This is a genomic window from Brevibacterium oceani (genome assembly GCF_013623835.1).
GTDB classification, from domain to species: Bacteria; Actinomycetota; Actinomycetes; order Actinomycetales; family Brevibacteriaceae; genus Brevibacterium; species Brevibacterium oceani.
Map to the genome: position 1 here is coordinate 248057 of NZ_JABKDE010000006.1, position 24763 is coordinate 272819.

Here is a 24763-nt window from a genome sequence, read left to right on the forward strand (position 1 = left end):
TGTGAGGGAACGGCCGTTCACCCCTGTAATCATCCGATCCACCGACCCCACAGCTGTCTGAGGCGACTCGACGTTGCGTACTTGGTCGACCCGGATCGTGACCACACGAGTGAATGGACGAACCCAATGACCGAGACTCAGACCCTCCTCAACACCGGCCTGGCGCAGATGCTCAAAGGCGGCGTCATCATGGACGTCGTCAACGAGGAGCAGGCCCGCATCGCCGAGGCCGCCGGAGCGTCGGCCGTCATGGCCCTCGAACGCGTCCCCGCCGACATCCGCGCTCAGGGCGGAGTCGCTCGGATGAGCGATCCCGACCTCATCGATTCGATCGTCAGCGCGGTGTCGATCCCGGTCATGGCCAAGGCCCGCATCGGACACTTCGTCGAGGCGCAGATCCTCGAGACCCTCGGCGTCGACTACATCGACGAATCAGAGGTCCTCTCCCCCGCCGACTATGTCAACCACATCGACAAGTCCGTCTTCCAGGTCCCCTTCGTGTGCGGAGCGACCAACCTCGGCGAGGCTCTGCGCCGGATCACCGAAGGCGCTTCGATGATCCGATCCAAGGGTGAAGCCGGAACCGGCGACGTCTCCGAGGCGATGCGCCACCTGCGGACCATCAACTCCGAGATCCGTGCACTGACCGCCAAGAGCGAAGACGAGCTCTACGTCGCAGCCAAAGAGATCGCCGCGCCCTACCACCTCGTCAAGCAGGTCGCGAGCCTCGGCAGGCTGCCCGTGGTGACCTTCGTCGCCGGCGGCATCGCCACTCCCGCGGACGCGGCGATGATGATGCAGCTCGGCGCCGACGGCGTGTTCGTCGGCTCCGGCATCTTCAAGTCCGGCAACCCCGAAGCCAGGGCGAAGGCCATCGTCGAGGCCACCACCCACTTCGACGACCCGGCGGCAGTCGCCGCGGCATCACGTGGACTCGGCGATGCGATGGTCGGCATCAATGTCGCCGACGTGCCTGCCCCTCACCGACTGGCCGAACGCGGATGGTGAGAATCGGGGTCCTCGCCCTCCAGGGAGCATTCCGTGAGCACCTGACCGTGCTCGGCTCCCTGGGGGTCGAGACCCGAAAGGTCACCCGGGCCGAGCACCTGACCGATCTCGACGCGGTCGTCCTGCCGGGCGGGGAATCGACGGCCATGGTGCGCATCGCCGACGGCACGGATCTCTTCCCCCAGCTGCGCAGACGCATCGACGAGGGTCTGCCAGTGTTCGGCACTTGCGCCGGGCTCATCCTGCTGGCCGACCATCTCAGCGATGATTCGTTGGGCGGGTATGGCCGCCTCGGCGGACTCGACATCACCGTGGCCCGCAACGCCTACGGACGCCAACGCGAATCCTTCACCGCGCCGCTGACCGTCTCAGGGCTCGACGAGAGCTTCGACGGCACGTTCATCCGTGCCCCGCAGATCCTCGACATCGGATCGGACGTCGAAGTGCTCGCCTCGCACAACGGTCAGCCCGTCCTCGTGCGGCAGGGACATGTGTGGGGCGGCAGCTTCCATCCGGAATTGGGCGGGGATGCGCGATTGCACGCACAATTCCTCCACCACCTCGGCGCCGCTGTGCAAAGATTGAGCCATGACAGCTCAGCCTCTGCAGACGCTCAAAGACGGATACGCATTCGACGGTGAGACTCTGGAGCTCGGGGTCGCCCTTAACGGTGAGGAGCCGTCGAAGGACACCCCCATTTCCGTACCTCTGGCCATGCTCAACCGGCACGGGCTCGTCGCCGGCGCCACCGGCACGGGCTCGTCGCCGGCGCCACCGGCACGGGCAAAACCGTGACGCTCCAGGTGCTTGCCGAGCAGCTGTCGAAGGCAGGCGTGCCCGTGTTCACCTCGGACATCAAGGGCGACCTGTCGGGCATCGGTGCCGCCGGCATCGAATCGGACAAGCTGCGCAAGCGCCTCGACGCCGCCGGCCAGGATTGGGCGCCGAAGGGCAATCCCACGGAGTTCTACACGCTCGGCGATTCGGGACTCGGCACGCCGCTGCGCGCCACCGTCACCTCGTTCGGACCGATCCTGCTGTCGAAGGTGCTCGAGCTCAACGACACGCAGGAGTCCGTGCTCTCGCTGGTCTTCCACTACGCAGATCGGGCCGGACTGGCCCTGCTCGACCTCGCGGATCTCAAGGCGGTGCTCACCTTCCTCACCTCGGCTGAGGGCAAGGAGGATCTCGAAGGCATCGGCGGAGCGTCGAAAGCCACCGTCGGGGTCATCCTGCGCAAGATCTCGGAACTCGAGGCGCAGGGCGGCGACGTCTTCTTCGGTGAACCCGAGTTCGACACCGCGGATCTGCTGCGGGTCGACGACAACGGGGCCGGGATCATCTCCGTCCTGGAGCTGCAGAAGCTCAGCCAGTCCCCCGCGCTGTTCTCCACTTTCCTCATGTGGCTGCTGGCCGACCTGTTCCAGGACCTGCCCGAGGTCGGCGATGCGGACAAGCCCTCGCTCGTGTTCTTCTTCGACGAGGCCCACCTGCTCTTCGCCGATGCGTCGAAGGCGTTCCTCCAGTCCGTGACGCAGACCGTGCGGCTCATCCGCTCGAAAGGCGTGGGCATCTTCTTCGTCACGCAGACGCCGAAGGATGTGCCCGACGATGTGCTCGCGCAGCTCGGGTCCCGCATCCAGCATCAGCTGCGGGCGCATACGCCCAATGATGCGAAGGCGCTCAAGGCGACGGTGCAGACCTTCCCGAAGTCCGACTACGACCTCGAAGAGCTGCTGACGTCGCTGGGCACCGGCGAAGCCGTGGTCACGGTGATGGATCCCGATGGGGCTCCGACTCCTGTGGCGCCGACGCGGATGCGCGCCCCGGAGTCGAAGATGGGTCCGATGAGCGAGGACGAGATCAGATCGGCCGTCGCCGCTTCGCCCCAGCATGAGAAGTACGGAACCGCCATCGACAACGAATCCGCGCGAGATCCTCGCCAAGCGGCTCGAAGGCGGGTCCGAAGCCCATGCGGAAGAGCAGCGCTCGGTCTCGGCCGATTCGGCTCGTGAACCTGCCGGAGGCTCCACGTCCTCGGACAAGATCGACTTCCCCGAAGAGGCGGGTACGTCGGGGAGGAAGAAGCCGGCGAAGAGGGAGGACGAGAACATGTTCTCGCAGGTGGTGAAGTCCTCCGCGTTCAAACAGTTCACGCGCACCGCCGCTCGTGAGATCGCGCGCGGCATCTTCGGCACCTCACGGCGTCGGCGCTGACACCAGCAGTCCCCTTTCCCCGGCGCTCAGGTGCAGCTCGACGCAGTCCTCGATGAGCTCGCCGTCGAGCTGCACCGGTGCCGGGGTCGTCAGACGGACCGTGACTCCGGTGGCCTTGCGATAGTCCATGAACGCATTCGATTCGGGACTGCCGCTCAGACAGGAGAGACCGATTGATGACCATGCGCGTATCCGCATGAGAAGCGTGTGCGGCAGCGGTCCGACGCCGAGCACGGAGAATGTCTCAGCGTCGATGCGGGCATCGGGGAAGACCTCGACCGGTCCTGCGGGACGAGCGACCTTCGACGCCATCACCGACCACACGCTTCCTGGTCGAGCGCCGGTCTCGTTTCGTCGAGCTGCCGTTCGGTGGTCTGCCGGGTCGCCGGCCCGAGCCGACTTCCCATCGACGGTGATGCCGTCCCCGTTGGGCGTGAGGTCGGCGGCGAAGAGCGCTCTGGCAGCGCCCCAGACGTAGCCGAGCAGACCCGGCGCGATGTGATGGTGGGCCACCGCACGGGCATCCCCGCCGATTCCGGCCAGACTGAGGAACACGGTATGCCGTCGTCCGCCGTCGCGGAGACGGATATCGACCTCGTTGATCGGCACGAGCCGACCCGCAGTCGGGTCGAGTCCCGTGGAGAGGGCCCGCAGGCAGTGCGTGATCGCGTGTCGTGTCGAAGTGATGCCCACGTGTCGGCTGACCACGTTCGCCGTTCCCGTCGGGATGAGGAGCACCGGTGTCTCTGAGTCGGCGAACACCGGACCGGTGGCCCTGATGGTGCCGTCGCCGCCGAGGATGATGACGACGTCCGCGCCCCACGTCACGAGTTCTTCTGCCTGCCACGCACCGTCGCGCGCACGCGTCGTCGTCATCGTCCGGGAGCGGATGCCGAGGGGACGCATCGCCGCGACCAGGTCCGAGTAAGCCCGGTGACTGCTGAGGTGTTTGGGGTTGAGGATGATGCCGACTGCCGGCAGTGTTCGTGCTCGGCTTCTCCGGTTGTGCATGGGTATCGGCGATCAGGCGAAAGCCGGGTGCACGGCGGCGGCCGCCTCGACGGCGTCGGTATCGACAGTCAGACCGGGAAAGGAGTCGGTGACCACGCGTGACCCGGTCTTGCGTGGTGAGCGCTTCCACGTTCCTTGCGCGCGCCCCTGGCTAATGACAGTGTTCTTGAACATTCCATTGCCGCCGGGCACGACGAGCTTCTCGTGTTCCGGGTCGAGCGTGGCGCTGCGGTCCTTGTAGCCGAGGATGATCTCGTCGAAGCCCGGCAGCAGCATCGTGTCCTGGGCGGCTGATTCGAATTCGGCCAAGCGGTCCTCGAGGTCGGGAGCATGAACATAGTCGACGTCGCCGATTGTCGTGCCGATGATCTCCTCGGCATCGAGGGCCGTGTTGATGGCCGACTTCACCGTCGTCTTCGGAAGGCCGGTCCACCGTGTCGCGTCGTCGATGGTCACCGGTCCGTGGCTGAGGACGTAGCGTCTCATCCATTCGTGCAGGGCGGCCTCGGCGTCGAGTTCGGTGGGTGTCGGCACCCAATCGGCTGTGAGGACGTACTTCATGTCGTCCTTGCCCGCGATCATCGGGGCCTGCACGAGGAGGTTCTGCAGGCACAGGGAGGTGATGAGGTACCGGGCGTGACCGTACTCGTCGCCGGCTCCCACAGGTGCGAATGCTTCGAGCAGCTCCTCACGTGTCAGCGGTCCGCGCTCCCGGATGGCGGCGGTGGCAAGTTCGGCCGCAGCCTCGAGCATGGCATCGGTGATGCCGAAGTACTCTCGGCGCTTCGCAGTGGACTTCATCGTCCGCGGTCCGGTCAGGCTGAGAATCCATCCGAGGTCTTTGGCAGTGGTGAGATGGATCGTGCCGCGCTGAGTCCACGAACGCACGACTTCACCAGCGTCGATAGCCGCTCGCACGGCGTCGAGGCCTGCGGGGGCATTGTCTCCGCTGCGCAGTGCCACCGATGCCAGGGCGCCGCCGAGGGCCTGCGCTTGGACGCAGCCGAGGTGTTCGACGACCGCGCCCGCCGGCGACAGTGCCGTACCGGTCGGTGATGCCGGTGCCGGCCCGACGAGTCCCTGGGAGATGAGTCGGGCGGCAGAGATCTGGTCAACGTCCATGGACCATACGGTAGTCGACGACGGTGACGCAGCGATTGTGAAAACGCGACCTCGGCCGGTTCCGACGCCGGGCGGCGTATCGCCACAACGGCCGGGATGGCAGACCGGGCCGGCACCAACAGCCGGAGGTGTTCGCCCCTGGCAGCCGGGACGGTCAGCCCATGATGTCGATGAGTCCCGGGACGGGTACTCGCGGCAACGCACCCGAGGTGGCGAATCGGCCCCAGATCCGCCGCAGTTCGGGTCCGGCGATCGCGGTGGTCGTCCCATAGTCGAGAAAGGAATCGTGCCAGATGTCGCCAGGGAAGATCAGCGGCAGATCGCCCGAATGTGCGGCGTCGAAGAAGCTGCCGTCGCCGCGGGAGACGATGAGCAGGCGCGCTCCCTGACCGCCGGACATGCGGTGCCGGTCGTAGAATTCCCGACCGGCCCGGGTGTAGACCGCCGAGGTGATACCGGAGATGAGGGATTCGAGCATCGGTGAGGTCAGGGACCGGTTGTGCAGCCGGCGCAGGGCCGGAACGAATCCGGCGAAGAACGCGATCTCGCGTTCGGTGCGGGTCATGAGGACGTCGAATTTCGGTGCGACGTCGGCCCATGCGGCCGCCGCGACCGCACGGGTCGGCAGAGGGTGCCGGCCGTAGTGGACTCCGAAGCACATTCCCGCGTGCAGGCCCCCGACGAGGGCCGCTCTGTGGACTTCCTCCTGGGCGTCGAGAATCTCCTTGACGCTTGCGTCGGGGTCGATCCTCTGGGCGACCTTCGCCATGGCCCAGTTCATCGTGTCCGTGCCGCCGGCCAACCCCAGCGGGGCTGAGGCCATGAGCACCCGACGGAAGAGTCCTGCCGTTCCCTCGGCGATCATGAGGTGGGCGCACGCGTCGGCGCCGGCACTCTGTCCGGCGATCGTGACATTGTTCGGGTCTCCGCCGAAGGAGGCGATGTTGGTCTGCACCCACCGCAGGGCGGAGATCTGGTCGAGCACGCCGAGGTTCGAGTGCTCGGGTTCGCCCGTGCCCAGGTAGCCGAGGACGCCGAGGCGGTAGGTGACGGAGACGACGATGATGTGCTGTTCTGCCGCGAGGGTGTGCGGGTCGTAGATCTCCGCGTCACCGGCACCGGCGACGTAGGCACCGCCGTGGATCCAGACGAGGACAGGGAGCCCCACCTCGGCGCTGGGATCGATGCCCTGGGGCATCGTCACGCTCACGCGCAGGCAGTCCTCGCTGATGGGAAGGCCGCCGAGCTGGTCGAACGTCATCCCCGCGTTGGGGTCGCGGCGCAGCTGCGGGCTCGCCGGTCCCGGGTCGGCGCCGTCGATGAAGTCGACGGGCGGTTCGTCGACGGGAGGTTGGAAGCGCTGGGCGCGCGCATAGCGGATGCCCCGTGCGCGGATCACATCGCCGTTCGCGTAGGCGCGGACCCGTCCGCACGGGGCGACGAAGTCCTGTGTCTCCGTCACCGTCTCAGTTCACTTGCTGGGTTCGACCGGGGGCTCGGCCGACCACGGGAAGACGATCCACTGATCCGTGCGCTTCCACACGAAGTCGGGGTCGATGATCGAGGCCGACTTCGCGTAGATGACGGCCGACTGCGCCTCGGCCCCGTGCTTGCGCAGGAGTTCGAGCACGAGGGCGAGGGTGCGACCGGAGTCGGCGACGTCGTCGACGACGAGCAGCTTCTTGCCCTTGATCGCGTCGATGTCGAGCATCGGCGCGAGCAGGATCGGGTCGGGCAGCGTCTCGTGGACATCGGTGTAGAACTCGACGTTGATGGCGTCGGAGAGCTTGAGTCCGAGAGCATAGGCCAGGGCGCCGGCGGGAAGCAGGCCTCCTCGAGCGACGGCGATGACGATCTCCGGGGCGTAGTCGGAATCCGCGATCGTCTGTGCCATCTCGCGCGCCGACTGGCCGAACATGTCCCAGCTGAGGATCTCTTTGTCGTCGAGGTCGGTCGAATCGGCGTGATAGGCCATGGATGCTCCTTGTGTGTGCCCGATGGTGGTCCGAGTTTCAAGGATACGCCGTCGCGAACTCAGTGCAGAAACGCCGCGAGCCCGGCCATCTCCTGAGCTTGGGAGCCGGTATGGACGGGTGGATTCGGGTTCAGCCAGTAGTGCCCGGTGCCGGAGTTGCGCTCGAGGAGTCGATAGTCGATGAGTTCGCGCCGTAGGAGGGCGAAGTCCGGGTGGAAGTCGGCAAGGATCATGTTGACGTCCTTCTCTGTGTACGTCCGGTCGGGTTCGAACGCGTGGAGGACCTCGATGAGGAGGACGACGAGGGCTCTGCGCTTCGTCGGAATCGCGGTGATCCGGCCTGCGGGCATGAAGGTGCGCAGCGTCTTGGTGCGGAACTGTTCGATCCGGGGGTCGATCTGTGGGTCGAGCAGGGCCGCGCGTGCGGACGTGAAGTTCTCGCCGGTCGCAGTCATCCGCGCTCGCACGAGCTTCTTGAAGTCTTTGTCCTTGGTCATGGTGTCGTTTCCTTCTGCGACCAAGTCTCCCCCAGCACGAAACCTGGTCAGGAATTCTCACCGTGCCGGTTTCGTCCGAGGATTCTCTCCCCTTCGCCATGTGGTCCATGTGCTGGGAACACGACCTCGGCTGGGCGTTGGATGCGCCGGTGACCAGTATAGGCACGGCCGCGTCCGGTTTTCGAATACCGGTGCTGTCAGCGACTCCAGATTCGGCGACTCAATCGTTGAGAGCCTCGAGGTACATCCATCGGCCGGCCCGCCGAACGAATGAGGAGTTCTCCTCAAGGGCATGATCGCCGAGGTGGTCCCGGAATCGCGCACGGAAGTGCACCGTCCCCGTGGCATCGTCTTCACCGCCGTCAGTGGTACCGATGATTTCGAGTCTGAGCCATTCTGTCCGATCGTCGACGCCGAGGTCGGCGGGGCGGGTCTTCGGATGCCAGGTGCGGAAGAGGTGGTTCTCGTCCCCGCGGGCGAAGGCGGTGTAGCGGGAGCGCATGAGCGCCTCGGCGGTGGTCGGCCAGGTCGCGCCGTCGAGGGCAGGTCGGCAGCAGCGGTCGAAATCGGTTCCTGGGGGCAGTCCGGAGCAGGGGCAGATCATGGCTCGATGGTATCCGGGATGATCGGCCGGCGATTGCGTGCGAGGATGGAGCAATGAGTTCAGTGTTCCTCTCCGGAGATCCCAAGGCCGATGCCCTCCTGACCGAAGACCGTTTCGCGCTGCTCGTCGGTATGCTGCTCGACCAGCAGGTGACGATGGAGAGTGCTTTCGCTGGACCGGCGAAGCTCAAGGAGCGTTTGGGCCGGCTCGACGTCGAAGAGATCGCCGAGATGAATCCGGATGACTTCCTCGACACGTTCGCTGCTACCCCGGCGGTGCACCGGTTCCCGAAATCGATGGCGGCGCGGGTGCAGAAGCTGGCTGCTGCCATCGTCGACGACTATGACGGTGAGACCGAGAGGATTTGGACCGAGGGCGACCCCAGCGGAGCCGAGGTGCTCAAACGGTTGAAGAAGCTGCCCGGGTTCGGTGATCAGAAGGCGAAGATCTTCCTTTCGCTGCTCGGCAAGCAGTTCGGGCTCACTGCTGAGGGGTGGCGTGAAGCCGCGGGTGACTACGGCGATGAAGATGCACGACGATCCATCGCCGATGTCGTCGACGATGTCACCCTCCAGGAAGTGCGCACTTTCAAGAAGCAGCAGAAGGCTGCGGCGAAGGCTGCCAAGGCGGCAAAGAAGTAGGACGCTCACTCCCGCGTGAGTTATCCACAGATTCCTTTTCGCCTGTTCTAAAACACGCTCTAGTCGAATAATGTAGGGATTCCGGGTGCTGAGCGAGGGCTCGCACCGCAGTTGCAGACCACAGAGGCGTGGAATGAGAACTGGACCGTCCCGACACATTCGTCGACCTGGCTTCATTGCTGTTGCACTTTTCGCCGCCCTATCGCTGGCTTCCTTGGCGGGCTGTGGTGACAATTCACCTGTTGCTGCGCCGACAGCGACCCTGCCGGAACAGGCGCCCGACTATGATTCCACCGATACCGGCACCGAGGTGGACATCCCCGACTACGAGACCGACCTTGATCTTTCGGCTGAAGAGAAAGAAGCGGTGGACGGCGCGTTAGAGGCGTTTGTCGGGTACATCGAAACCATCAATCGAGTGTTTTCATCCGGCGGTGAAGATACCAATGATGACGACAAGTTTGCTCACGGGGACTCGCTTCAAGCTCTTCGAGAGAGCGCGAACGACCTGAAGACAGAACGCCAATACATGGCCGGAGAATACGACTTCTACGACGTACGGATTCATGAAGTACAGCTAGATTCAGAATCGCCCGAACAACGAAGCGTTCAGATTCTTTACTGCTCTCACGATTCCGACCACGCAGTTGTGGACGTTGGTGCGACTATGCCTAGCCAAAAGAAACGGAGCCTGACGATTCTGCAGACTGCCACTTTAAAGGATGGCGACTGGAAGATCTCCAACCAAGAGCTTTGGAGCAAAAAGTGCGAGTAAGCGGGCGCGTCCTCCCACTATCGCTCCTCATTGTATTCGCGATGTGCTTTCTCAATCTTCCAGCAAATGCAACGAACGGCCCTGCGTGCAGCTCGCTTCAAGAACGTGCGTGCAACGTAGTCAAACCACCCGCTCCCGCTCCCCCGCCTGGCGGAGGAGGCGGTGGCTCCGGCGGAGGCGGCAATGATGGCGGTGGCTCCGGCGGAGGAGGCAATGGCGGCGGCGGAGGCCGTGGCGGATCCGGCGGCTCCGGAGGTGGAGGAGGCTCCGGCAGCGGCGGAGGTGCCGAGCTCCCCGATTGCAGCTACGAAGAAATGGGACACATCTGCGCCAGCCTGCCCGGTCCAGGTGGAGGCGGCGGAGGTGGAGGTGGACCGGCCGCCCCAGTCCGCCCGGATCCCCCGACTCGCATTCCGGAGTCGCAGTTCCAAACCTTTGATATCCCGGCCCCGACGATCTACGCATGGCCGAAGGATTGGGCAGTCGTCGGCAAACCTGCCGCGTTCTGGACGAACACCGAGGTCAGTTATATCGACATGACGCTACTGACCTACGCGGTGACCGTGAAGGTCACCCCGGAGAAGTTCCATTGGGACTTCGGTGACGAGACAGGCAAGACCACCACAACGAAAGGTGCAAAACCGCGACCCGGTGGTGCCCCGCAGATCGGACACGAATACCAGAAATCCGGGAAGGTCTCGGTATCGATGACCGCAACTTTCAGCGGTGAGTTCTCCGTCGACGGCGGACCATGGCTGCCGATCGACGGCTTCGCCCACGTCGCCAGCAACGACATTGCCATCGACGTCTACCGCTACCACCGGTATCTCGTTGACGAAGATTGCTACTCCGACCCTCGCGGACCTGACTGCACCTGACCGCCTGAACAGTGACGGCTCAGCCGCGCACCCGCGATTTCGGCCGTTCGAAGAACAGAACTGCGACGAAACCGATGATGATGAGAGCCGCGGGCACCCACAACGACTGTCCCATCGCGTGAGCGAATCCCGAGGCGATCGCCTCAGGCATTCCTGCCGACGCGGCTCCCGCACCGTCGGCGGACGACCCCGCCCCCGCCTCGGCGCCGGCACCGCCGACCGAACCCGTCGACGAACCGATATTCGCGGCCAAGCGCGACTCCATCGCCACGGCTATCGCCGCGCTGCCGAGCACCGCCCCGACCTGCCGAACCGTGTTGTACACGCCCGACCCGGCCCCTGCATGGTGCAGCGGAAGGTTCCTGGTCGCCGTCGAGCTGATCGGAGCCCACATGAATCCGTTCGCCACGCCCAACAACAGAAGCGGCGGAATGATGGCCCACAGCGATGTGTGTGCGTCGAGGATCGACCCCAGCCAGAACAGAGCGATCGAGAACGATCCCAGTCCGATTCCGGCCAGGATTCGCGGGTTGCCGTGATCGACGAGGCGACCGACGAACGGGGCGAGCAGACCTGAGAGGATCGCCATCGGAGCCATCAGCAGAGCCGATTGCGTCGGCGTGTATCCGAGCACGGTCTGTGCCCACAGCATGAGCGGGAACGCCATCGCTGTGATGCCGAATCCGACCGTGGTCATGGCGATCGCCGCGAGCGTGAAGTTCCGATCCTTGAACAGCGAGAGTGGGACGAGCACCTCGGAGGTGTTGACCTTCTGCCACAGGACGAAGCCGATGAGGAACACGACTCCCCCGCCGATGACGAACGGTACGGTCACCGGCCCGATGAGCGGACCCCAATCGACGCCATGCGCCTGCTGGATGCCGTAGACGAGCAGGAACATGCCACACGCCGACAGCACCACGCCGAACCAGTCGAACCGGTGCGGATGCGTCTGCAGTCTCGGCACCAGCCACACGGCCATGACGAAGGCGATGATTCCGACGGGAACGTTGATGAAGAAGATCCACTCCCAGCCGAACGCGTCGACGAGCACTCCGCCGAGGATGGGGCCGACCAGGGTGGCGATGCCGGCGACGGCGCCCCACATGCCCATCGCCGCACCGCGACGATCGGGCGGGAAGATCCGAGTGATCACCGCCATCGTCTGCGGCGTCATCGATGCGGCACCGATGCCTTGGACGACTCGAGCGAGAATGAGGACTCCGACGCTCGTGGTCAGACCGCACCACAGCGAGCTCAGGGTGAAGATGACGAGTCCGACCAGATAGACCCGTTTGGGTCCGAATCGGTCACCGAGGCGGCCGGTGATGAGCAGCGGCACCACGTAGGCGAGCAGATACGCCGACGTCACCCAGATGACGGAGTTGATGTCCGCATCGAGGGAGTCCATGATGTCGCGGATGGCGACGGACACGATCGTCGAATCGACGAGGATCATGAAGAAACCGAGGCAGAGGGCCCACAGTGCTCGCCAGGGGTTACCCACGGCATTCGTTTCAGTGCTCATCGGTTCATCATTGCCCTCCCCGCCTCCACGGTCAATCCGAGCCGTCTCACTGGTCAATCGGACCGACACCGCAGAGACGAGTGTGACCGATTCGGACGGCAGACCCGTGCATCACCTTCGTCGACACAGTCACCGCCGTCGATGCGGACCTGGGACAATGGGGTCATGGTGTGCCGAATCAACGAGCTCCTCGTCGACTCCCACTGGTCCGTCGTCATCATCGGTGCCGGTCAGGCGGGTCTGTCCGCAGCGCACTATCTGTGGCGCGACGGCATGGTCCCCGGGAGGGACTTCGTCGTCCTCGACGCCGGAGACGGACCCGGCGGTGCATGGCGCGAGCGGTGGGATTCTCTGACATTGGGCAGGACGAATCACGTCGCCGATCTGCCAGGCTTCCCTCTCGGCCGCCCGGATCCGAATGTGCCCGCCTCGCAGGTCGTCTCCGACTACTATTCGCGCTTCGAACGTGAACTCGAGCTCTGCGTCGTCCGTCCCGCCGAGGTGTCCAACGTGACTTCGCAGGAGCGCGGGTCCGGCCGACTCGACATCGTCGCCGACATCGACGGTGAGCGGGTGAAGCTGTCGACCGACTTCCTCATCAACGCCACCGGCACGTGGACCCAGCCCTATGTGCCTTTCATCCCGGGAATCGCCGATTTCGAAGGACACCAGCTGCACACAGCGAACTTCCGCGACGTCGAGGATTTCCGGGGACTGCGCACACTCGTCGTCGGCGGCGGCATCTCCGCCACCCAGTTCCTCCTCCAGCTCGCCGAGGTCACCGACACCCTCTGGGCCACACGCCGTCCCCCGAATTTCACCGCCCGAGAATTCGACGGCCAGTGGGGGCTCGAGGTGGAGCGGGCCGTACGTGAGCGCACCCTCTCCGGCCGCGCCCCCGCCAGCGTCGTCCGCACCACCGGGCTGCCCATCCGCAGCGAATTCCGTGACGGCGTCGAGTCCGGTGTACTCGTCTCCCGCGGCATGTTCGACCGCGTCCTCCCCCACGGTGTGCACTTCCCCGGCACGGGCGAGACTGCGACGACGACTGCCGAAGGATTGGGACCCTCGGCAAGTGATCATCTCGCCCTGCCGCAATCGTGGGCGCCGTATAAGACCGAGCAGGTCGAGGACATCGACGTGATCTTCTGGAACACAGGATTCCGTGCCGCCCTCAAACATCTTGCCCCACTCCACCTGCGCACCCCCGACGGCGGAATCTCCATGGCCACCGAGGTGGCTGTCAAGGACGATCCCCGCATCTTCCTCGTCGGCTACGGTTCCGCCAGTTCCACCGTGGGTGCCACCCGGGCAGGCCGCATCGCCGCGCGGGAACTGCTCAAACGCATGGGCAGCCCACGTCAGCGCAGATCCGGGGCCTTGAGTTCCTGACCGTCGAGGCGGACGGTCGGCAGCATCTGCCTGAACTCCTCGTCGGCCGTCTCATCATCGGCCGGTGCGAGCATGTCGACGCTGACCTTGAACAGTCGGCCGTCGACGGAGATCCCGGCGACGACACCGAACATCACCGATGCCTCGTTCTCGACTGCACGCATGTCCTCGGGAGCGAGTGTGCCGTAGACCGTCCAATACTCTCCCCCGTCAAGGGAGCCCGAGGCTTCGCTGATCTTGGTCGAGCCAGAGGTGCTGAACATCCGTTCGCGAGCCTTGTCCATGAGCTCCTGAACCGATTCGTCATCCTCATCGAGGCAGTTGACCGTGACGATCGCGTCCGTGTCGGTCTCAAAGAGCCAGTAACCGTCATACCCTGCTCCATCCGACCAGTCCGCACCGATCGCCAGGCTCACTTCGACCGGACACGAACTGCCGAGATCGACCGTGGTCTCGGTCATGCCCTGTGGAACGGTCGGACCCGTCGGGCTCGGCGACCGGCTCTCCGAACTGTCGCTGATGCCGACTCCGGCCGGTTTCGATCCGGCCTCATCGGAGCTGCTGACCCGCAGCGCCGAGCATCCTCCGAGCAGCAGACTCACGGCCACCACGCCCACCAGGAGCAGTCTCTTCTTCATCGTCAGCCTTCACTCGCTCGGACGGTTGCCATCATCGTACCCATTTCCAGGGCGCACCCATGCTCTGGCGCAACCGATTCCAGCGGCTTAGCCTGGTGTCATGACTGAACTCCCGCTCTTCGACGACTCCGCCATCGACCGTGTGCTCTGCGTCGTCGCCCACCCTGACGACATGGAGTACGGCGGCTCGGCCGCGGTTGCGAAATGGACCGACGAGGGCAAGGAGGTCGCTTACCTTCTCGTCACCCGAGGTGAGGCCGGGATCCGAGGCATGCCTCCGGAAGAGGTCGCGCCGCTGCGAGCCGGAGAGCAGCGACACGCCTGCACCATCGTCGGCGTCGACGACCTCGAGATCCTCGACTGCCCTGACGGACTGGTCGAACCCACGCATGAGCTGCGTCGGGCCATTGCGAGGAAGATCCGCGAATCCCGTCCCCAGGCCGTCGTCGTGACGAACTTCGATCTCAACACCAACTGGGGACTCAACCACGTCGACCACCGCAATGTCGGTGTCGCCGCCGTCGATGCGATCCGTGATGCCGACAATCCGTGGCTCTTCACCGAACTCAAGGACGAGGGGCTCGAGGCGTGGAAGGCGGACCGTCTGCTCATCAACGGCGCCGAACCGACACATGCGGTGGCGTTGAGCGCCGAACACGTCGACCGGGGCGTTCGCTCGCTCGAAGCACACACGGTCTATCTCGACGCTCTCGGCGATCATCCCGCGCCGAACGAGATGATCCCGTCGATCGCGGCGTCCGGAGGGGAGCTTGCAGGCATCGATTACGCACTGCCGATCAGAGTCGTGGACATGTGAGAACCGGGTGGAACGCACGATTGCGTTCCACCCGGTTCGTCTGCCGGCCGGTCAGTCGAGGACCGGCCTGTTGATCAAGCGTTCACTGCGGCGATGGCGGCGTCGTAGTCGGGTTCGGTGGTGATCTCGTCGACGAGCTGCGTGTAGACCACGGTGCCTTTCTCGTCGAGGACGACGACGGAACGGGCCAGCAGACCGGCGAGCGGTCCGTCGACCATGGTCGTTCCGAAGTCCTTGCCGAACGAGCTGCGGAATCCCGATGCGGTGATGACGTTCTCGATGCCTTCGGCTCCGCAGAAGCGTGCCTGTGCGAACGGCAGGTCGTTGGAGACGCAGAGGACGGTGGTGTTGTCCAGACCTGCGGCGAGTTCGTTGAACTTGCGCACCGAGGCGGCGCAGACACCCGTATCCAGGCTGGGGAAGATGTTGAGCACGACGCGCTTGCCGGCGGTGTCCTGCGAAGTCACCTCACCGAGATCGGCACCGACGAGGCTGTAGGCCGGAGCCTGCTCGCCCTTGGCCGGCAGCTCGCCGACAGTCTTGACCGGGGATCCCTGAAATGCTGTGTTGGCCATACTTGACTCTCTCCTTCTTCAGAGCGGACTTGTCGTCCCCACTCTACGTGAGTCACCGCACAGGGGAACCCGACGTCCATCTCCCGTCCGTTGTCTCTGCTCTCTGTTCGACGGTTTCAGCTGCGCCGGCGTCGAGCGAGGATGACCAGCGCGATTCCGAGGGCGATGGCCGCAGCAGCAATGCCGATGCTCGTGGCGATCTCGATGCCCGTACGCGGCAGATCGGAACCACCGTCGGCATCGCCGGATGCGTCCTCGGTGTTTCCGTCCTCGGCGCCGGAGCCCTCACCACCGCTGTCGGTATCGGCTGAGCTGTCGTCTGTCCCCGCACTACCTCCGCCGGCACCGTCGGCGCTGCCAGCAGCCTCGGCGCGGGTCGACCCGTCATCGGCCGCCCCGCTGCCAGCGTCCGAGCCACCCGAGGCATCCGCGGAATCGGCACCGGACGAATCCGCATCGGAATCGTCATCTCCGGGAGTCCGACTGCTCGTGACGACTCGCCAGTTCTCGTCGAAGAAGTCGGCTGGATCGACCACTTTCTGTTCTTCGACCCAATCGATGAGGGCCTGCCTCACCTCGACCTGCTCGTTGTAGACCTCGTTCAACCCATCGACAGGGTAGGCCCCTCCACCGGACTGGCGGTAGTTGTTGATGGCCAGGATGAACCGATCGTCGTCTCCGATGGCGTCGCCCTCGGCATTCGTGAGGTTCTCGATCCTCTCCCCCACGGGCTTGGACACGTTGATGTCGTAGTCGACTCCGGCCAGGGCGTCATAGTTGTAATCCGGGATCGGCGCATCGGTGGCCTCATCGATGGCGTTGGTGCCGTCGACGGGATCGAAGTCAGCACCCTCGTCGGTCTGCTTGAAGTAGCGAGACGAATATTCGAGGTAGTCGCGCAGCTGTCCGCCGTTGATCTCAACCCCGGAGAGGGTGTTATCGAAGACATAGAGCCCGGCCACATCGCGAATGGTGATGTCTCCGGCGGGGAACTCGGCAGTGCGGCTGAAAGGTGAGGCCTGCGAAATCACCGGGAGGTCTTCATAGTCAGTGCCCTTCAGACCGTCTTCCACGGTCTGCGTCTGGACGTGCGAGATGAAGTCAAGGATTGCTGTGTCCTCGTAGTAAGAGCTCTTGGCTGACAGGGTCTCTGCCACCGAGCCGATCTTCGTGTTCACATAGTCGATGGTCTTCTGATGCTGGTCGTCGACGAGATCCGTGATCTCCGGATCCTCGGCGACCTCACCCTGAGTCACGAGCGGATCGGCCTGCGGCTCGTCTCCGCCCCAGTCGACATGCCCCGTGTCGAGGTTGATCGGCAGGTTCACTTCGGACACCGACCGGGCCCAGTAGTTCGGTTGAGTGATGAGCACCTTGCTGCCGTCGTCTCGGGTCACGACCTGGCTGGGTTCGTTCTGATGGGTGTGCCCGGCGACGAGGACGTCGACACCGGGGACCTGCGCCACCGAGGTGCTCACGTTCTCCTGCAGCTCGTCCGGATCCCAGGTCTGTCCCTTCGGATCCTTGCCGGAGTGGGAAAGCACGACGATGACGTCGGCCCCGTTCTGCTTCATCTCCGGCACGTACCTCTTCGCAGTCACGACCGGGTCGTCGAAGTGCACCCTTCCGGACAGGTTGTTCTTATCCCAGATGCGACTACCCGGCGTCGTCACACCGAGCACTCCGACGGTGACCTCTTGACCGTCGATCTGCTTCTTGACCATGGTGTACGGATCGAGGTGGGACTCATTGTCGTCATCATCGATGACGTTGGCGCCGAGCAGCGGGAAGTCGAGCTGCTTCTCATACGCCGACAGCAGATCCAGCCCGTAGTTGAATTCGTGGTTGCCCACGACCTGGGCATCGTATTTCAGGTGGTTGTAGGTCTTCGCCAGCGGATGTGTCTCACCGGTGTCGGTGATCGGCTCCTGTTTCGCGTAATAGTAGGCCAGCGGACTTCCCTGGATGGTGTCTCCGTTGTCGACGAGCAGCACGGAATCCGCACCTTTGTCCTCACGCACGCCGTTGATGAGGGTCGAGGCCCGCGACATGCCGAGTTCCTCACCGTCCGGGTAGGGCTTGTTCGCGAAGTAGTCCCAGTTGAGGACATTGCCGTGAACATCCGTGGTCGCCAGCAGGGTCAGTTCCCCGGTGCCTGCGGCTTGCGGATCAGCGGTAGTTGCGTCCCCGAGGCCGGCAGCCGAGGCGGCTGCCGGTCCGGCGATGATGAGAGTGAGGGCGAGAGTCGATGTGGCGAAGGCGCGCAGACGCATGAGTCTCCAGAGATCCGAACAGTGGATGGAAATGTGATTCAGATCTCCAATCCTAGTACGCGCTGACCGTTTCCTGAGTGGAAAGTGAGCAAAATTTGGACAAACTCTGTTGTTATCTGTGCCTGGTCGCGGTGGTCGGAGCCGCCGCGAGGTCAGTCCGTCGTCTCGGACGGCTCGGTCTTCGGAGCCGAGAACTTTGCTTCGACGACGATGAGAACCACGACCGCTGCCGCCCCGACTACCGCGAGGAGAATCGGACCGGCCACGGGGTCAACGGGTAAGAGGAGACCACCGGCACCATGGGCTTCACCGTCGGCACCGACTTCGGCTGCAGTCTGCCATGGCCAGAGGGCCCGTAGAGAGCCGAGCATCAGTCCGGCCATGACGACGAGTGTCCACCAACGGTGGTTGTGGAGGAAGTACCGCAGGACGTTGACGAAGACAGCCAGTCCGAGGACGGCGCCGAGCAGGAAGATCCCGATGTACCCGAAATCGTGGGTGTCGACAGCTCGCAGTGTGGCGGAATACATCCCGACAGCCAGAAGGAAGAACGAGCCCGAGACGCCGGGCACCACAAGGGCGCAGACGGCGATCGATGCGACGACGAAGACAGCGATGAGCGGCGGGTCGGCCACATCGGCACCACCGGCCAAGCCGGTCATCCAGAACGCTAGGGCCGCCGCGACTAGGAACGCCAGACTGCCGACCAGCACAGACTGCCTGGCTTTACGGGAGGGAAGCATACGCAGCGGCACGGCGATGCTGGCGGCGACCAGTCCGAAGAAGAGCCCACGCGCCAGTTCCGGATTAGCAGTCACGAAGTTCTCCAACACCCCGGCGATGGAGAACACAGCAGTGGCCATGCCCACAAGCACCGGGATGACGAGGAACCAATCGGTGCGTCGCAGTTCGGATAGGGCTCCGGCGATCCTGTTCGGTCCGGTGCCGAGAGTCTTCGCAGCTCCGACGACATGAGCCGCGGAGTCGATGAGCTGGTCGTACACCCCGGTGACCAGCGCAATGGTACCTCCGGAGACACCGGGGACGAGTTCGGCACTGCCGATGAGGAAGCCCCGAACGAGGTCGAGGGGAATCAGCGCTTTGGACCGTGTCGGTACCGCCTGAGTCGCGGATGACGAGGAGTTCGGCATGCCTTCCACCTTACGGGATCGGCCTGCTCCGAACGGCTCCAAGTCCCCATGGCGGATACCGCTGGCCCCGCGGGCGACGGTGTCAGTCGCCGATCTGGCCGTCGATGTCTTCGCGGATGAGATCGGCGTGCCCGGCGTGACGGGCGTATTCCTCGATGAGGTGGATGAGGATCCACCTGACGTTGAATTTCTGCCCGGTCGCGTCACCGCGCACGCTCAGCGCGTCGAGATCGGCCGCCTCGGCGAGGATTTCACGTGATCGAGCACAGGCCTGCGCATGGGCGGACAGGAGGTCGTCCGCGCTCGAACCGGCCGCACTGTCGAAGTCCCAGTCGGGATCGGCCTTCCAGTCGACGCTCGCCCACGGCTCTGCAAGGTCTCTGCCCAGCAATACCTCGGAGAACCAGGACTCTTCGACGAGCGTGAGGTGTCTGATCATGCCACCGATGCTCAGCGACGACGCGGCCACCGTGTGCGTGAGCTGTTCGGGACCGAGCCCCTCGGCCTTGCGCCGGATCACCTGTCGAAAGTAGTCGAGGAACTCCTCGAGTCCCTGTCGCTCACTCGGAGTCGTGGCCGGTTCGGTCAACGGCGGCAGCATCATGATCCTCTCTGATCAGTCGCATAGCATTCGGGCACGGTGCCCGCATTCGGACGGGCACACCCGAGTTTCGGGCAGCGCGCCCGCTTCTCAGGCTACAGTGCGTCGACCGATATCGAAGAGGTTGCCTTCGGGATCTTTCAGAGTCGTCCATTCGATGCCGTATTCGTCGAACGAGGCGAGCTTCTCTGCACCCAGCGCCACCGCCCGCTCGACGTCAGCGGGATAGTTCGGGTCGTCTAAGTCGATGTGCAGCGGATTCTTCCCCTCAGCACGGTCGTCGACCTTGATGAAGAGCATTCCCGGTGTCAGGGAGCCCGAATTGTGCACACCGCCGATGCTCGCGACGAATTCGTTCGCGCCCTCGTCGAGTTCTGTGCCGAGCAGTTCGGCCCAGAAGACCGCCTGCGTCTCGACATCGTGGCAGTCGAAGGTGATGCTCAGTGATGACAGCGAGGCCATGGGTGGTCCTTTCGCCAGAGGTACGCCGGTGCCTCCGACTCTAGACTCACGCACTGACGCGATAGTGCCGCCGGTGTCATCAGCGGTTATCCAGCGTCATTTCGCTCAATCGCGCGGTTGGCGAGCCAGCTGGCGGGACTGCGCGACGAGGCGGCCGGTCGAATCCCAGAGGTCGCAGTCCTCTTCGAACATTCCTCCGGCGATGTTGCGGGTGGAGATCCTCGCACTGATCCAGCCGGGGGCCGGCAGGGCGCGCAGGTGCGCGGTGAGCTCCATCGTCGGGGCCCAGTTGAAACGGCCGAGATCGAACATCACCGGCGGGAAGGCATCGAGGAAGGTCAGCAGCGACAGCGGATCGGGGTCGGTGTCGTCGATGAGCCGGATCCACCCCTGCAGCAGTCCGCGTCCGCTCGGCTTTCCGACGGCGAAGCCGGCCGTGGCTGGGTCGAGGCGCATGTCGAAGCGGTCGATGAGCGGAGCGGCTTGGTGGAAGTCGTCGCTGGCTTCGGCGACGCCGATGCATTCCTCCGGAGGCGGCAGGTGGGGAGGTTCCGCAGTGGTGGCGACATCGTCGGGAAGCCCGCCGAGGTTGCCCATCGTGGCCATCGCCGAGATCGTCGGCGCTCCGTTCTGGGACAGATCGATGCCGAAGTTCGCCGTCGAGCGTCCTTCCCGCAGGATGCGGGTGGTGATGTCGGTGGGGCCTTCCGTGCTCGGGCCGAGGTAGAAGGTCGAGATCACGAGCGGGTCCGGAGTGGCCGTATTGAGGGCCCGCAATGCTCGCCCGGCGATTCCGAGGAGGTAGCCTCCGTTGATGGCGCCGCCGACGTTCCACTTGCCGTCGAGTTCGGCGGTGAAAGTGGTGTCGGATAGGCGTTCGACAGCGGTCGCACGCGCGAATTCGCTCGTGATCGTTTGACTCATGTCACATACAGTACCAACAACTGAACGATCGTCCAGCCAGCTTCAAGGTCGGCGAGATCGCCGTTCGTTCCCGTGGCGATAGTTCCCCGTGGCTCGGGCGAGCAGCTGCTGGTCGGAGTCGTCGCTGCGACCGAGTCGGGGAATGAGTGAGGCGGCCTTCTTGCCTCCGAGTTCCATCACGGTGTGTCCGCCTCTGCGGATGAGAAGCATTCCTGACTTGGTGATCTGATAGTCAAAAGGGTCGTCTTCGAGGCTCATCGTGGGGTTCCTTCGTCAGTCGAGGGCTCAACGCTGAGCCCGAGTGGGTTCTAGTCTAGAGGGCATGAGCATCGAGCTGACCCGCATTGATCCGGCGGGACCGAACGCAGAAGGACTTTTCGACTTCTTCACCTCCGAGGACTTTCCTTTCCACGTGCATCAGGGGGCATGGTCAGATGAGATGGTCAAGGAGCGCATCGAGTCGGGATATTTTCGTGACGATGACAACGAGTCGTTCTGGCTCGACCATGATCGGTTCGGCCGGGTGGGTTTTACCCATCTCGAGGACGTCCGCGATGAGACGGTGATGTTCGATCTGCGCCTGGCGAGCAGTTTCCGCGGCCACGGGCTCGGAACCGAGGCGGTGGCTGCGATCGCTGGTCATCTGTTCTCCACGATGGGAGCGCTGCGGGCAGAGGGTCAGACGCGCGATGACAACCATGCGATGCGCACGGTCTTCGAACGCGCCGGGTGGACGAAGGAGGCGCACTATCGTCGGACCTGGCCGGTCGCTGGCGCGCCCCCGCGGGATTCGGTCGCCTATGCGCTTCTTCGGGAGGAGTGGCAGACAAGCCGCCGGCTCGAGCTTCATTGGCATGACAGCCGCCAATTCCGAGAGTCGCTTGAATCGGCAATCACGTACTCGTCGAATGTCTTGCCCGCTCAAGGGGCGCTGGTGACTCTCTACGACGCGGTCGGATGGTCGGCGTACACTGCCGATCCAGCGCGGCTGGATCGCAGCATTCGGGCGTCCGCTCATGTCGTGAGTGCGTGGGATGGGGAGAGCCTTGTCGGGTTGGCTCGAGCAATCAGCGATTTCGGCACTGTGGTGTACGTGCAGGATGTCCTTGTTGATCCGGAGCACCAACGCCAAGGCATCGGTGCGGGTCTCATGCAGCGAGTGCTTGAGCCGTTTTCTGACGCCCGTCAGACGGTTCTGCTCACCGATGCCGACCCTGGCTTGGCCGCGTTCTATGCCTCACTCGGATTCAGCGAGGCGTCCGAGGCTGCGGGGTCGTCTGTGCGCGCATTCGTCCGGTTGTGACGAAGTGCCCCTGACCAGATGGCCAGGGGCACTTCCGTTCAAACGATCATGTGTGGATCGTTCGTGTCATTCTCAGTTGTTCTTCTTGCGACGCATCGTCAGGACAACTGCGGCTCCACCGACGAGGAGGAGTCCGGCACCGGCAGCGAGGCCGGTCAGCTCGGCACCGGTGCGAGGCAGATCGGATCCGCCGCCACCGTTTCCATCGTCGTTGCCGTCGCCGTTGTCTCCGCCGCCGCTGCCGTCTTCGTCGGCAACAACTTCGAACGAACCGGTCAGGGCCGACTCATCTTCGGTGTCGTTGGCTCCAGTGACCTCGACGTCGTACTTGCCGAGGTAGGCCTCGGGGTTCGAAGCGCTGGTGCCGTAGATCGAGAATCCGACGACGCCGTCAGCGTTGGCGGTCTCCTCGAGGGTGATTCCCTCGACGTTCTCCGGACCGGAAGCGACCTTGAGGGAGACTTTCTCGCCCTCGTCGAAGCCTTCGCCCGTGATCTGCACGCCTTTTTCCTTCTCAACGAAGTCGGAAGCGGTGACTTCCTTCGGGTCGACAGTCAGCTTGCGCTCGGCCGGAGCCTCTTCGGCTTCAACCGTCACGACGAACTCGGTGGCAGCTGAGTCCTGGCCGTTGGCGTGGACGACTGCGGTGTAGTTGTAGTCACCGGCTTCAGCGGGAGCATCTGCAGTGAACTTGCCGTCAGCATCGGTCTTGACGGTAGCGTTGCCCTTAGCAGGAGCGGCCTGTGCCGAGACCTGCGAGGAACCGGCGTTGGCGTCGGCGGGTGCCCAGCTCAACTTGACCTCAGCGTTCGGCTCAGCCTGTCCGGTGATCTTTCCGCCTTCGACGACTGTCTGGTCGCCGACCTTCGGAGCTTCGGGCTTCTCGTTGCCATCGGCATCCGAGTCGGCCTTGTCATCCTTGCCATCGGCGTCCGAGTCGGCTTTGTCGTCGTTGCCATCGGCGGCAGAACCACCGTCCTTGTCGGCATCGGCCTTGTCGTCGTTGCCGTCGGCAGCGGAACCGCCGTCGGCGTCGTCCTTGGCGTCCTGGTTCGCGTCATCGCCTTCAGCCGACGAGCTGCCGTCATTGTCGGCATTGTCGCCGTCGGCCTGAGCATTCGCGTTCTCACCATCAGCCTGAGCGTCAGCGTTCTCATCATCGCCGCCGTCATCCGGCTTAGTGAGCTGGAAATCCTGTCCGGATTTGGCAAGAGAGTTCTTTAGATCTGCGACCCAGGACATCGATCCGTCGTCTGATCCGCCAGAAATGACGCCGACTGCAGTGTCACCCTGGTAGACAGCGCCGCCGGAGTCACCGTGGTCGGAGAATCGAGCACCGCTGGGCGAAACTTCAAAGCCGTGTACAACCCGACCGCTTACCGCGGCGTAAGGCATGTCGTCATCAACACCTGTCTCCACGGTTCCGGTAGTCACACCAGTTGTGCGCCCCGACTTGGAGATAGATTCGCCGACGACTGGATCGCCGATTTTCGACACCTTAGTCGTCTTCAAGGACAAGTCATCTTCGCCTGCAGAGGTCCAATCGGTCACCTCTGCTTTGGTGGAGAATCCGTCGTTGACTTCGACAGTCGCGAAATCAATTGCCTGCTTCTCTTCATCTTCGGTGGTGGGTGCAGACGTCCCTGGAAGGCCGTACTGATGGTAGTCCCAAGCTCCCGGAGCACCCGTCTCGGCGGCGGCAGACGATTCTTCCTTGGTATGTGCCTGAGCCGCGGAGGGAAGCTCTAGATCGTTGATCGGAGCTTCGCCGGCCGTCTGTCCGGTCGCATCCAACTCTTCGGCGCAGTGGCCGGCGGTCACCAGCTTCTGATTACCCGTGCTGTCCCAACCGGCGAATCCGATCGAGCAGAGACCCACATGTTCAGGATCGTTCGGCAGCGTCATCCGGTAGCCAGCACCGCCGACCAGATCCTTCTTACCCTGGGCCTCGAACGCCTTGTACTGCGAACCGACCTTGACCTTGACATTGTCGAACTTCTTCTCCAGCTTCTCTACCTCAGCCGTCTTCTGCGTGACGCCGAGGTAAAGGTTACCGTCCGAGAACCCGAAGCGGCCCACCTTGTCTGAAAGCTCTCCGTCCTCGCCGACGAGGTACTTCGACACCGCTGATTGCATGTCGCTTTCGGATTGGACGTCGAGTGTCTTCGGCGCATTCGCCGCGGCAGCGGGGCCAGCGACGAAGGCGCCGCCGAAGCCGAGTGCCGTCGCTGCTGCCAGCGCCAGCGAACTCTGCACGAGTTTCTTCTGCATAAGTAGTTGTCTCTCTTGTCTGAGGGATCAATGTTACGAATCGATGACCTAAGTCACGATAAGGTTACGGGTTCCACTCAGCCACTACCAAGAAAGTAGG

Annotated in this window: 24 protein-coding genes and 1 pseudogene; 9 read left to right on the top strand and 16 right to left on the bottom strand. The window is 64.0% G+C overall.

Annotated features, from left to right (window positions below):
- Nucleotides 1–126 precede the first annotated feature (126 nt).
- From pdxS to HK401_RS14700, 3 genes and pseudogenes are all read left to right on the top strand, one after another.
- Complete coding sequence (gene pdxS, locus HK401_RS14690) at nucleotides 127–1008, top strand: pyridoxal 5'-phosphate synthase lyase subunit PdxS (RefSeq protein ID WP_181275393.1); 882 nt, start codon at nucleotides 127–129, stop codon at nucleotides 1006–1008.
- Nucleotides 1002–1649: a pyridoxal 5'-phosphate synthase glutaminase subunit PdxT gene (gene pdxT, locus HK401_RS14695; protein WP_181275394.1), complete on the top strand. Its 648-nt coding sequence runs from the start codon at nucleotides 1002–1004 to the stop codon at nucleotides 1647–1649. The genes pdxS and pdxT overlap by 7 nt, the downstream gene beginning before the upstream one ends.
- A pseudogene (locus tag HK401_RS14700) lies at nucleotides 1597–3225 on the top strand (helicase HerA-like domain-containing protein). Before pdxT ends, HK401_RS14700 begins: the two are co-directional and overlap by 53 nt.
- On the opposite strand, the gene HK401_RS14705 reads toward HK401_RS14700, so the two are convergent.
- From HK401_RS14705 to HK401_RS14730, 6 genes are all read right to left on the bottom strand, one after another.
- Nucleotides 3208–4236 carry a diacylglycerol/lipid kinase family protein gene (locus HK401_RS14705; protein WP_181275395.1) on the bottom strand — a complete coding sequence of 343 codons (1029 nt, stop codon included), beginning with the start codon at nucleotides 4234–4236 and terminating at the stop codon, nucleotides 3208–3210. The pseudogene HK401_RS14700 and the gene HK401_RS14705 sit on opposite strands and share 18 nt — an antisense overlap.
- A 12-nt stretch (nucleotides 4237–4248) precedes the next feature.
- Complete coding sequence (locus HK401_RS14710) at nucleotides 4249–5358, bottom strand: winged helix DNA-binding domain-containing protein (RefSeq protein ID WP_181275396.1); 1110 nt, start codon at nucleotides 5356–5358, stop codon at nucleotides 4249–4251.
- A gap of 154 nt (nucleotides 5359–5512) precedes the next feature.
- Nucleotides 5513–6820 carry a carboxylesterase family protein gene (locus HK401_RS14715; RefSeq protein WP_181275397.1) on the bottom strand — a complete coding sequence of 436 codons (1308 nt, stop codon included), beginning with the start codon at nucleotides 6818–6820 and terminating at the stop codon, nucleotides 5513–5515.
- A 9-nt stretch (nucleotides 6821–6829) separates the two neighbouring features.
- On the bottom strand, nucleotides 6830–7333 hold the full coding sequence (locus HK401_RS14720) for a phosphoribosyltransferase (protein WP_181275398.1): 504 nt from the start codon (nucleotides 7331–7333) through the stop codon (nucleotides 6830–6832).
- Between the two features lie 59 nt (nucleotides 7334–7392).
- Complete coding sequence (locus HK401_RS14725) at nucleotides 7393–7830, bottom strand: DUF2087 domain-containing protein (RefSeq protein WP_181275399.1); 438 nt, start codon at nucleotides 7828–7830, stop codon at nucleotides 7393–7395.
- Between the two features lie 220 nt (nucleotides 7831–8050).
- Nucleotides 8051–8434 (bottom strand): YchJ family protein, encoded by a 384-nt coding sequence (locus tag HK401_RS14730; protein WP_181275400.1) that lies wholly within the window; start codon nucleotides 8432–8434, stop codon nucleotides 8051–8053.
- Between the two features lie 53 nt (nucleotides 8435–8487).
- Between HK401_RS14730 and HK401_RS14735 the strand changes: the two genes are divergently transcribed.
- The 3 genes from HK401_RS14735 (at nucleotide 8488) to HK401_RS14745 (ending at nucleotide 10728) form a co-directional block, all read left to right on the top strand.
- Nucleotides 8488–9075, top strand: a complete 588-nt coding sequence (locus HK401_RS14735) for an HhH-GPD-type base excision DNA repair protein (RefSeq protein ID WP_181275401.1) — start codon at nucleotides 8488–8490, stop codon at nucleotides 9073–9075.
- 133 nt (nucleotides 9076–9208) lie between these two features.
- Nucleotides 9209–9850 carry a hypothetical protein gene (locus tag HK401_RS14740; RefSeq protein ID WP_181275402.1) on the top strand — a complete coding sequence of 214 codons (642 nt, stop codon included), beginning with the start codon at nucleotides 9209–9211 and terminating at the stop codon, nucleotides 9848–9850.
- Nucleotides 9851–10164: 314 nt separating this feature from the next.
- Complete coding sequence (locus HK401_RS14745; RefSeq protein WP_181275403.1) at nucleotides 10165–10728, top strand: hypothetical protein; 564 nt, start codon at nucleotides 10165–10167, stop codon at nucleotides 10726–10728.
- Nucleotides 10729–10747: 19 nt separating this feature from the next.
- Here the strand turns inward: HK401_RS14745 and HK401_RS14750 are convergent, their stop codons facing one another.
- Nucleotides 10748–12256 carry a DHA2 family efflux MFS transporter permease subunit gene (locus tag HK401_RS14750; RefSeq protein ID WP_181275404.1) on the bottom strand — a complete coding sequence of 503 codons (1509 nt, stop codon included), beginning with the start codon at nucleotides 12254–12256 and terminating at the stop codon, nucleotides 10748–10750.
- 165 nt (nucleotides 12257–12421) lie between these two features.
- On the opposite strand from HK401_RS14750, the gene HK401_RS14755 reads away from it, so the two are divergent.
- Nucleotides 12422–13648: an oleate hydratase gene (locus HK401_RS14755; RefSeq protein ID WP_181275405.1), complete on the top strand. Its 1227-nt coding sequence runs from the start codon at nucleotides 12422–12424 to the stop codon at nucleotides 13646–13648.
- Here the strand turns inward: HK401_RS14755 and HK401_RS14760 are convergent.
- A complete protein-coding gene (locus tag HK401_RS14760; protein WP_181275406.1) occupies nucleotides 13618–14286 on the bottom strand; it encodes a hypothetical protein in 669 nt (222 codons plus the stop codon). The genes HK401_RS14755 and HK401_RS14760 overlap by 31 nt on opposite strands.
- A gap of 100 nt (nucleotides 14287–14386) precedes the next feature.
- Between HK401_RS14760 and HK401_RS14765 the strand changes: the two genes are divergently transcribed.
- A complete protein-coding gene (locus HK401_RS14765; RefSeq protein ID WP_181275407.1) occupies nucleotides 14387–15103 on the top strand; it encodes a PIG-L deacetylase family protein in 717 nt (238 codons plus the stop codon).
- 74 nt (nucleotides 15104–15177) lie between these two features.
- Here HK401_RS14765 and tpx read toward each other — a convergent pair whose 3' ends face one another.
- The 7 genes from tpx to HK401_RS14800 all read right to left on the bottom strand — a co-directional run bounded on the left by tpx (nucleotide 15178) and on the right by HK401_RS14800 (nucleotide 21347).
- Nucleotides 15178–15678 (bottom strand): thiol peroxidase, encoded by a 501-nt coding sequence (gene tpx, locus HK401_RS14770; protein WP_181275408.1) that lies wholly within the window; start codon nucleotides 15676–15678, stop codon nucleotides 15178–15180.
- 116 nt (nucleotides 15679–15794) lie between these two features.
- On the bottom strand, nucleotides 15795–17951 hold the full coding sequence (locus tag HK401_RS14775) for a bifunctional metallophosphatase/5'-nucleotidase (protein ID WP_181275409.1): 2157 nt from the start codon (nucleotides 17949–17951) through the stop codon (nucleotides 15795–15797).
- 152 nt (nucleotides 17952–18103) lie between these two features.
- Nucleotides 18104–19102, bottom strand: coding sequence for a DUF368 domain-containing protein (locus tag HK401_RS14780; RefSeq protein WP_181275410.1), 999 nt, complete (start codon nucleotides 19100–19102; stop codon nucleotides 18104–18106).
- 82 nt (nucleotides 19103–19184) lie between these two features.
- The gene (locus tag HK401_RS14785) at nucleotides 19185–19706 is read right to left on the bottom strand and encodes a DinB family protein (protein ID WP_258234228.1); all 522 of its coding nucleotides are present in this window, start codon (nucleotides 19704–19706) and stop codon (nucleotides 19185–19187) included.
- 87 nt (nucleotides 19707–19793) lie between these two features.
- Nucleotides 19794–20165 carry a VOC family protein gene (locus HK401_RS14790; RefSeq protein ID WP_181275411.1) on the bottom strand — a complete coding sequence of 124 codons (372 nt, stop codon included), beginning with the start codon at nucleotides 20163–20165 and terminating at the stop codon, nucleotides 19794–19796.
- A gap of 105 nt (nucleotides 20166–20270) precedes the next feature.
- Entirely contained in the window at nucleotides 20271–21089 is an 819-nt protein-coding gene (locus HK401_RS14795) for a thioesterase family protein (protein WP_181275412.1), read from the bottom strand.
- A gap of 42 nt (nucleotides 21090–21131) precedes the next feature.
- Nucleotides 21132–21347, bottom strand: coding sequence for a hypothetical protein (locus tag HK401_RS14800; protein WP_181275413.1), 216 nt, complete (start codon nucleotides 21345–21347; stop codon nucleotides 21132–21134).
- Nucleotides 21348–21411: 64 nt separating this feature from the next.
- Between HK401_RS14800 and HK401_RS20810 the strand changes: the two genes are divergently transcribed.
- A complete protein-coding gene (locus HK401_RS20810; RefSeq protein ID WP_258234229.1) occupies nucleotides 21412–22392 on the top strand; it encodes a GNAT family N-acetyltransferase in 981 nt (326 codons plus the stop codon).
- A 72-nt stretch (nucleotides 22393–22464) separates the two neighbouring features.
- On the opposite strand, the gene HK401_RS14815 is transcribed toward HK401_RS20810, so the two are convergent.
- Nucleotides 22465–24663: an LPXTG cell wall anchor domain-containing protein gene (locus HK401_RS14815; RefSeq protein ID WP_181275414.1), complete on the bottom strand. Its 2199-nt coding sequence runs from the start codon at nucleotides 24661–24663 to the stop codon at nucleotides 22465–22467.
- Between the last annotated feature and the right edge of the window lie 100 nt (nucleotides 24664–24763).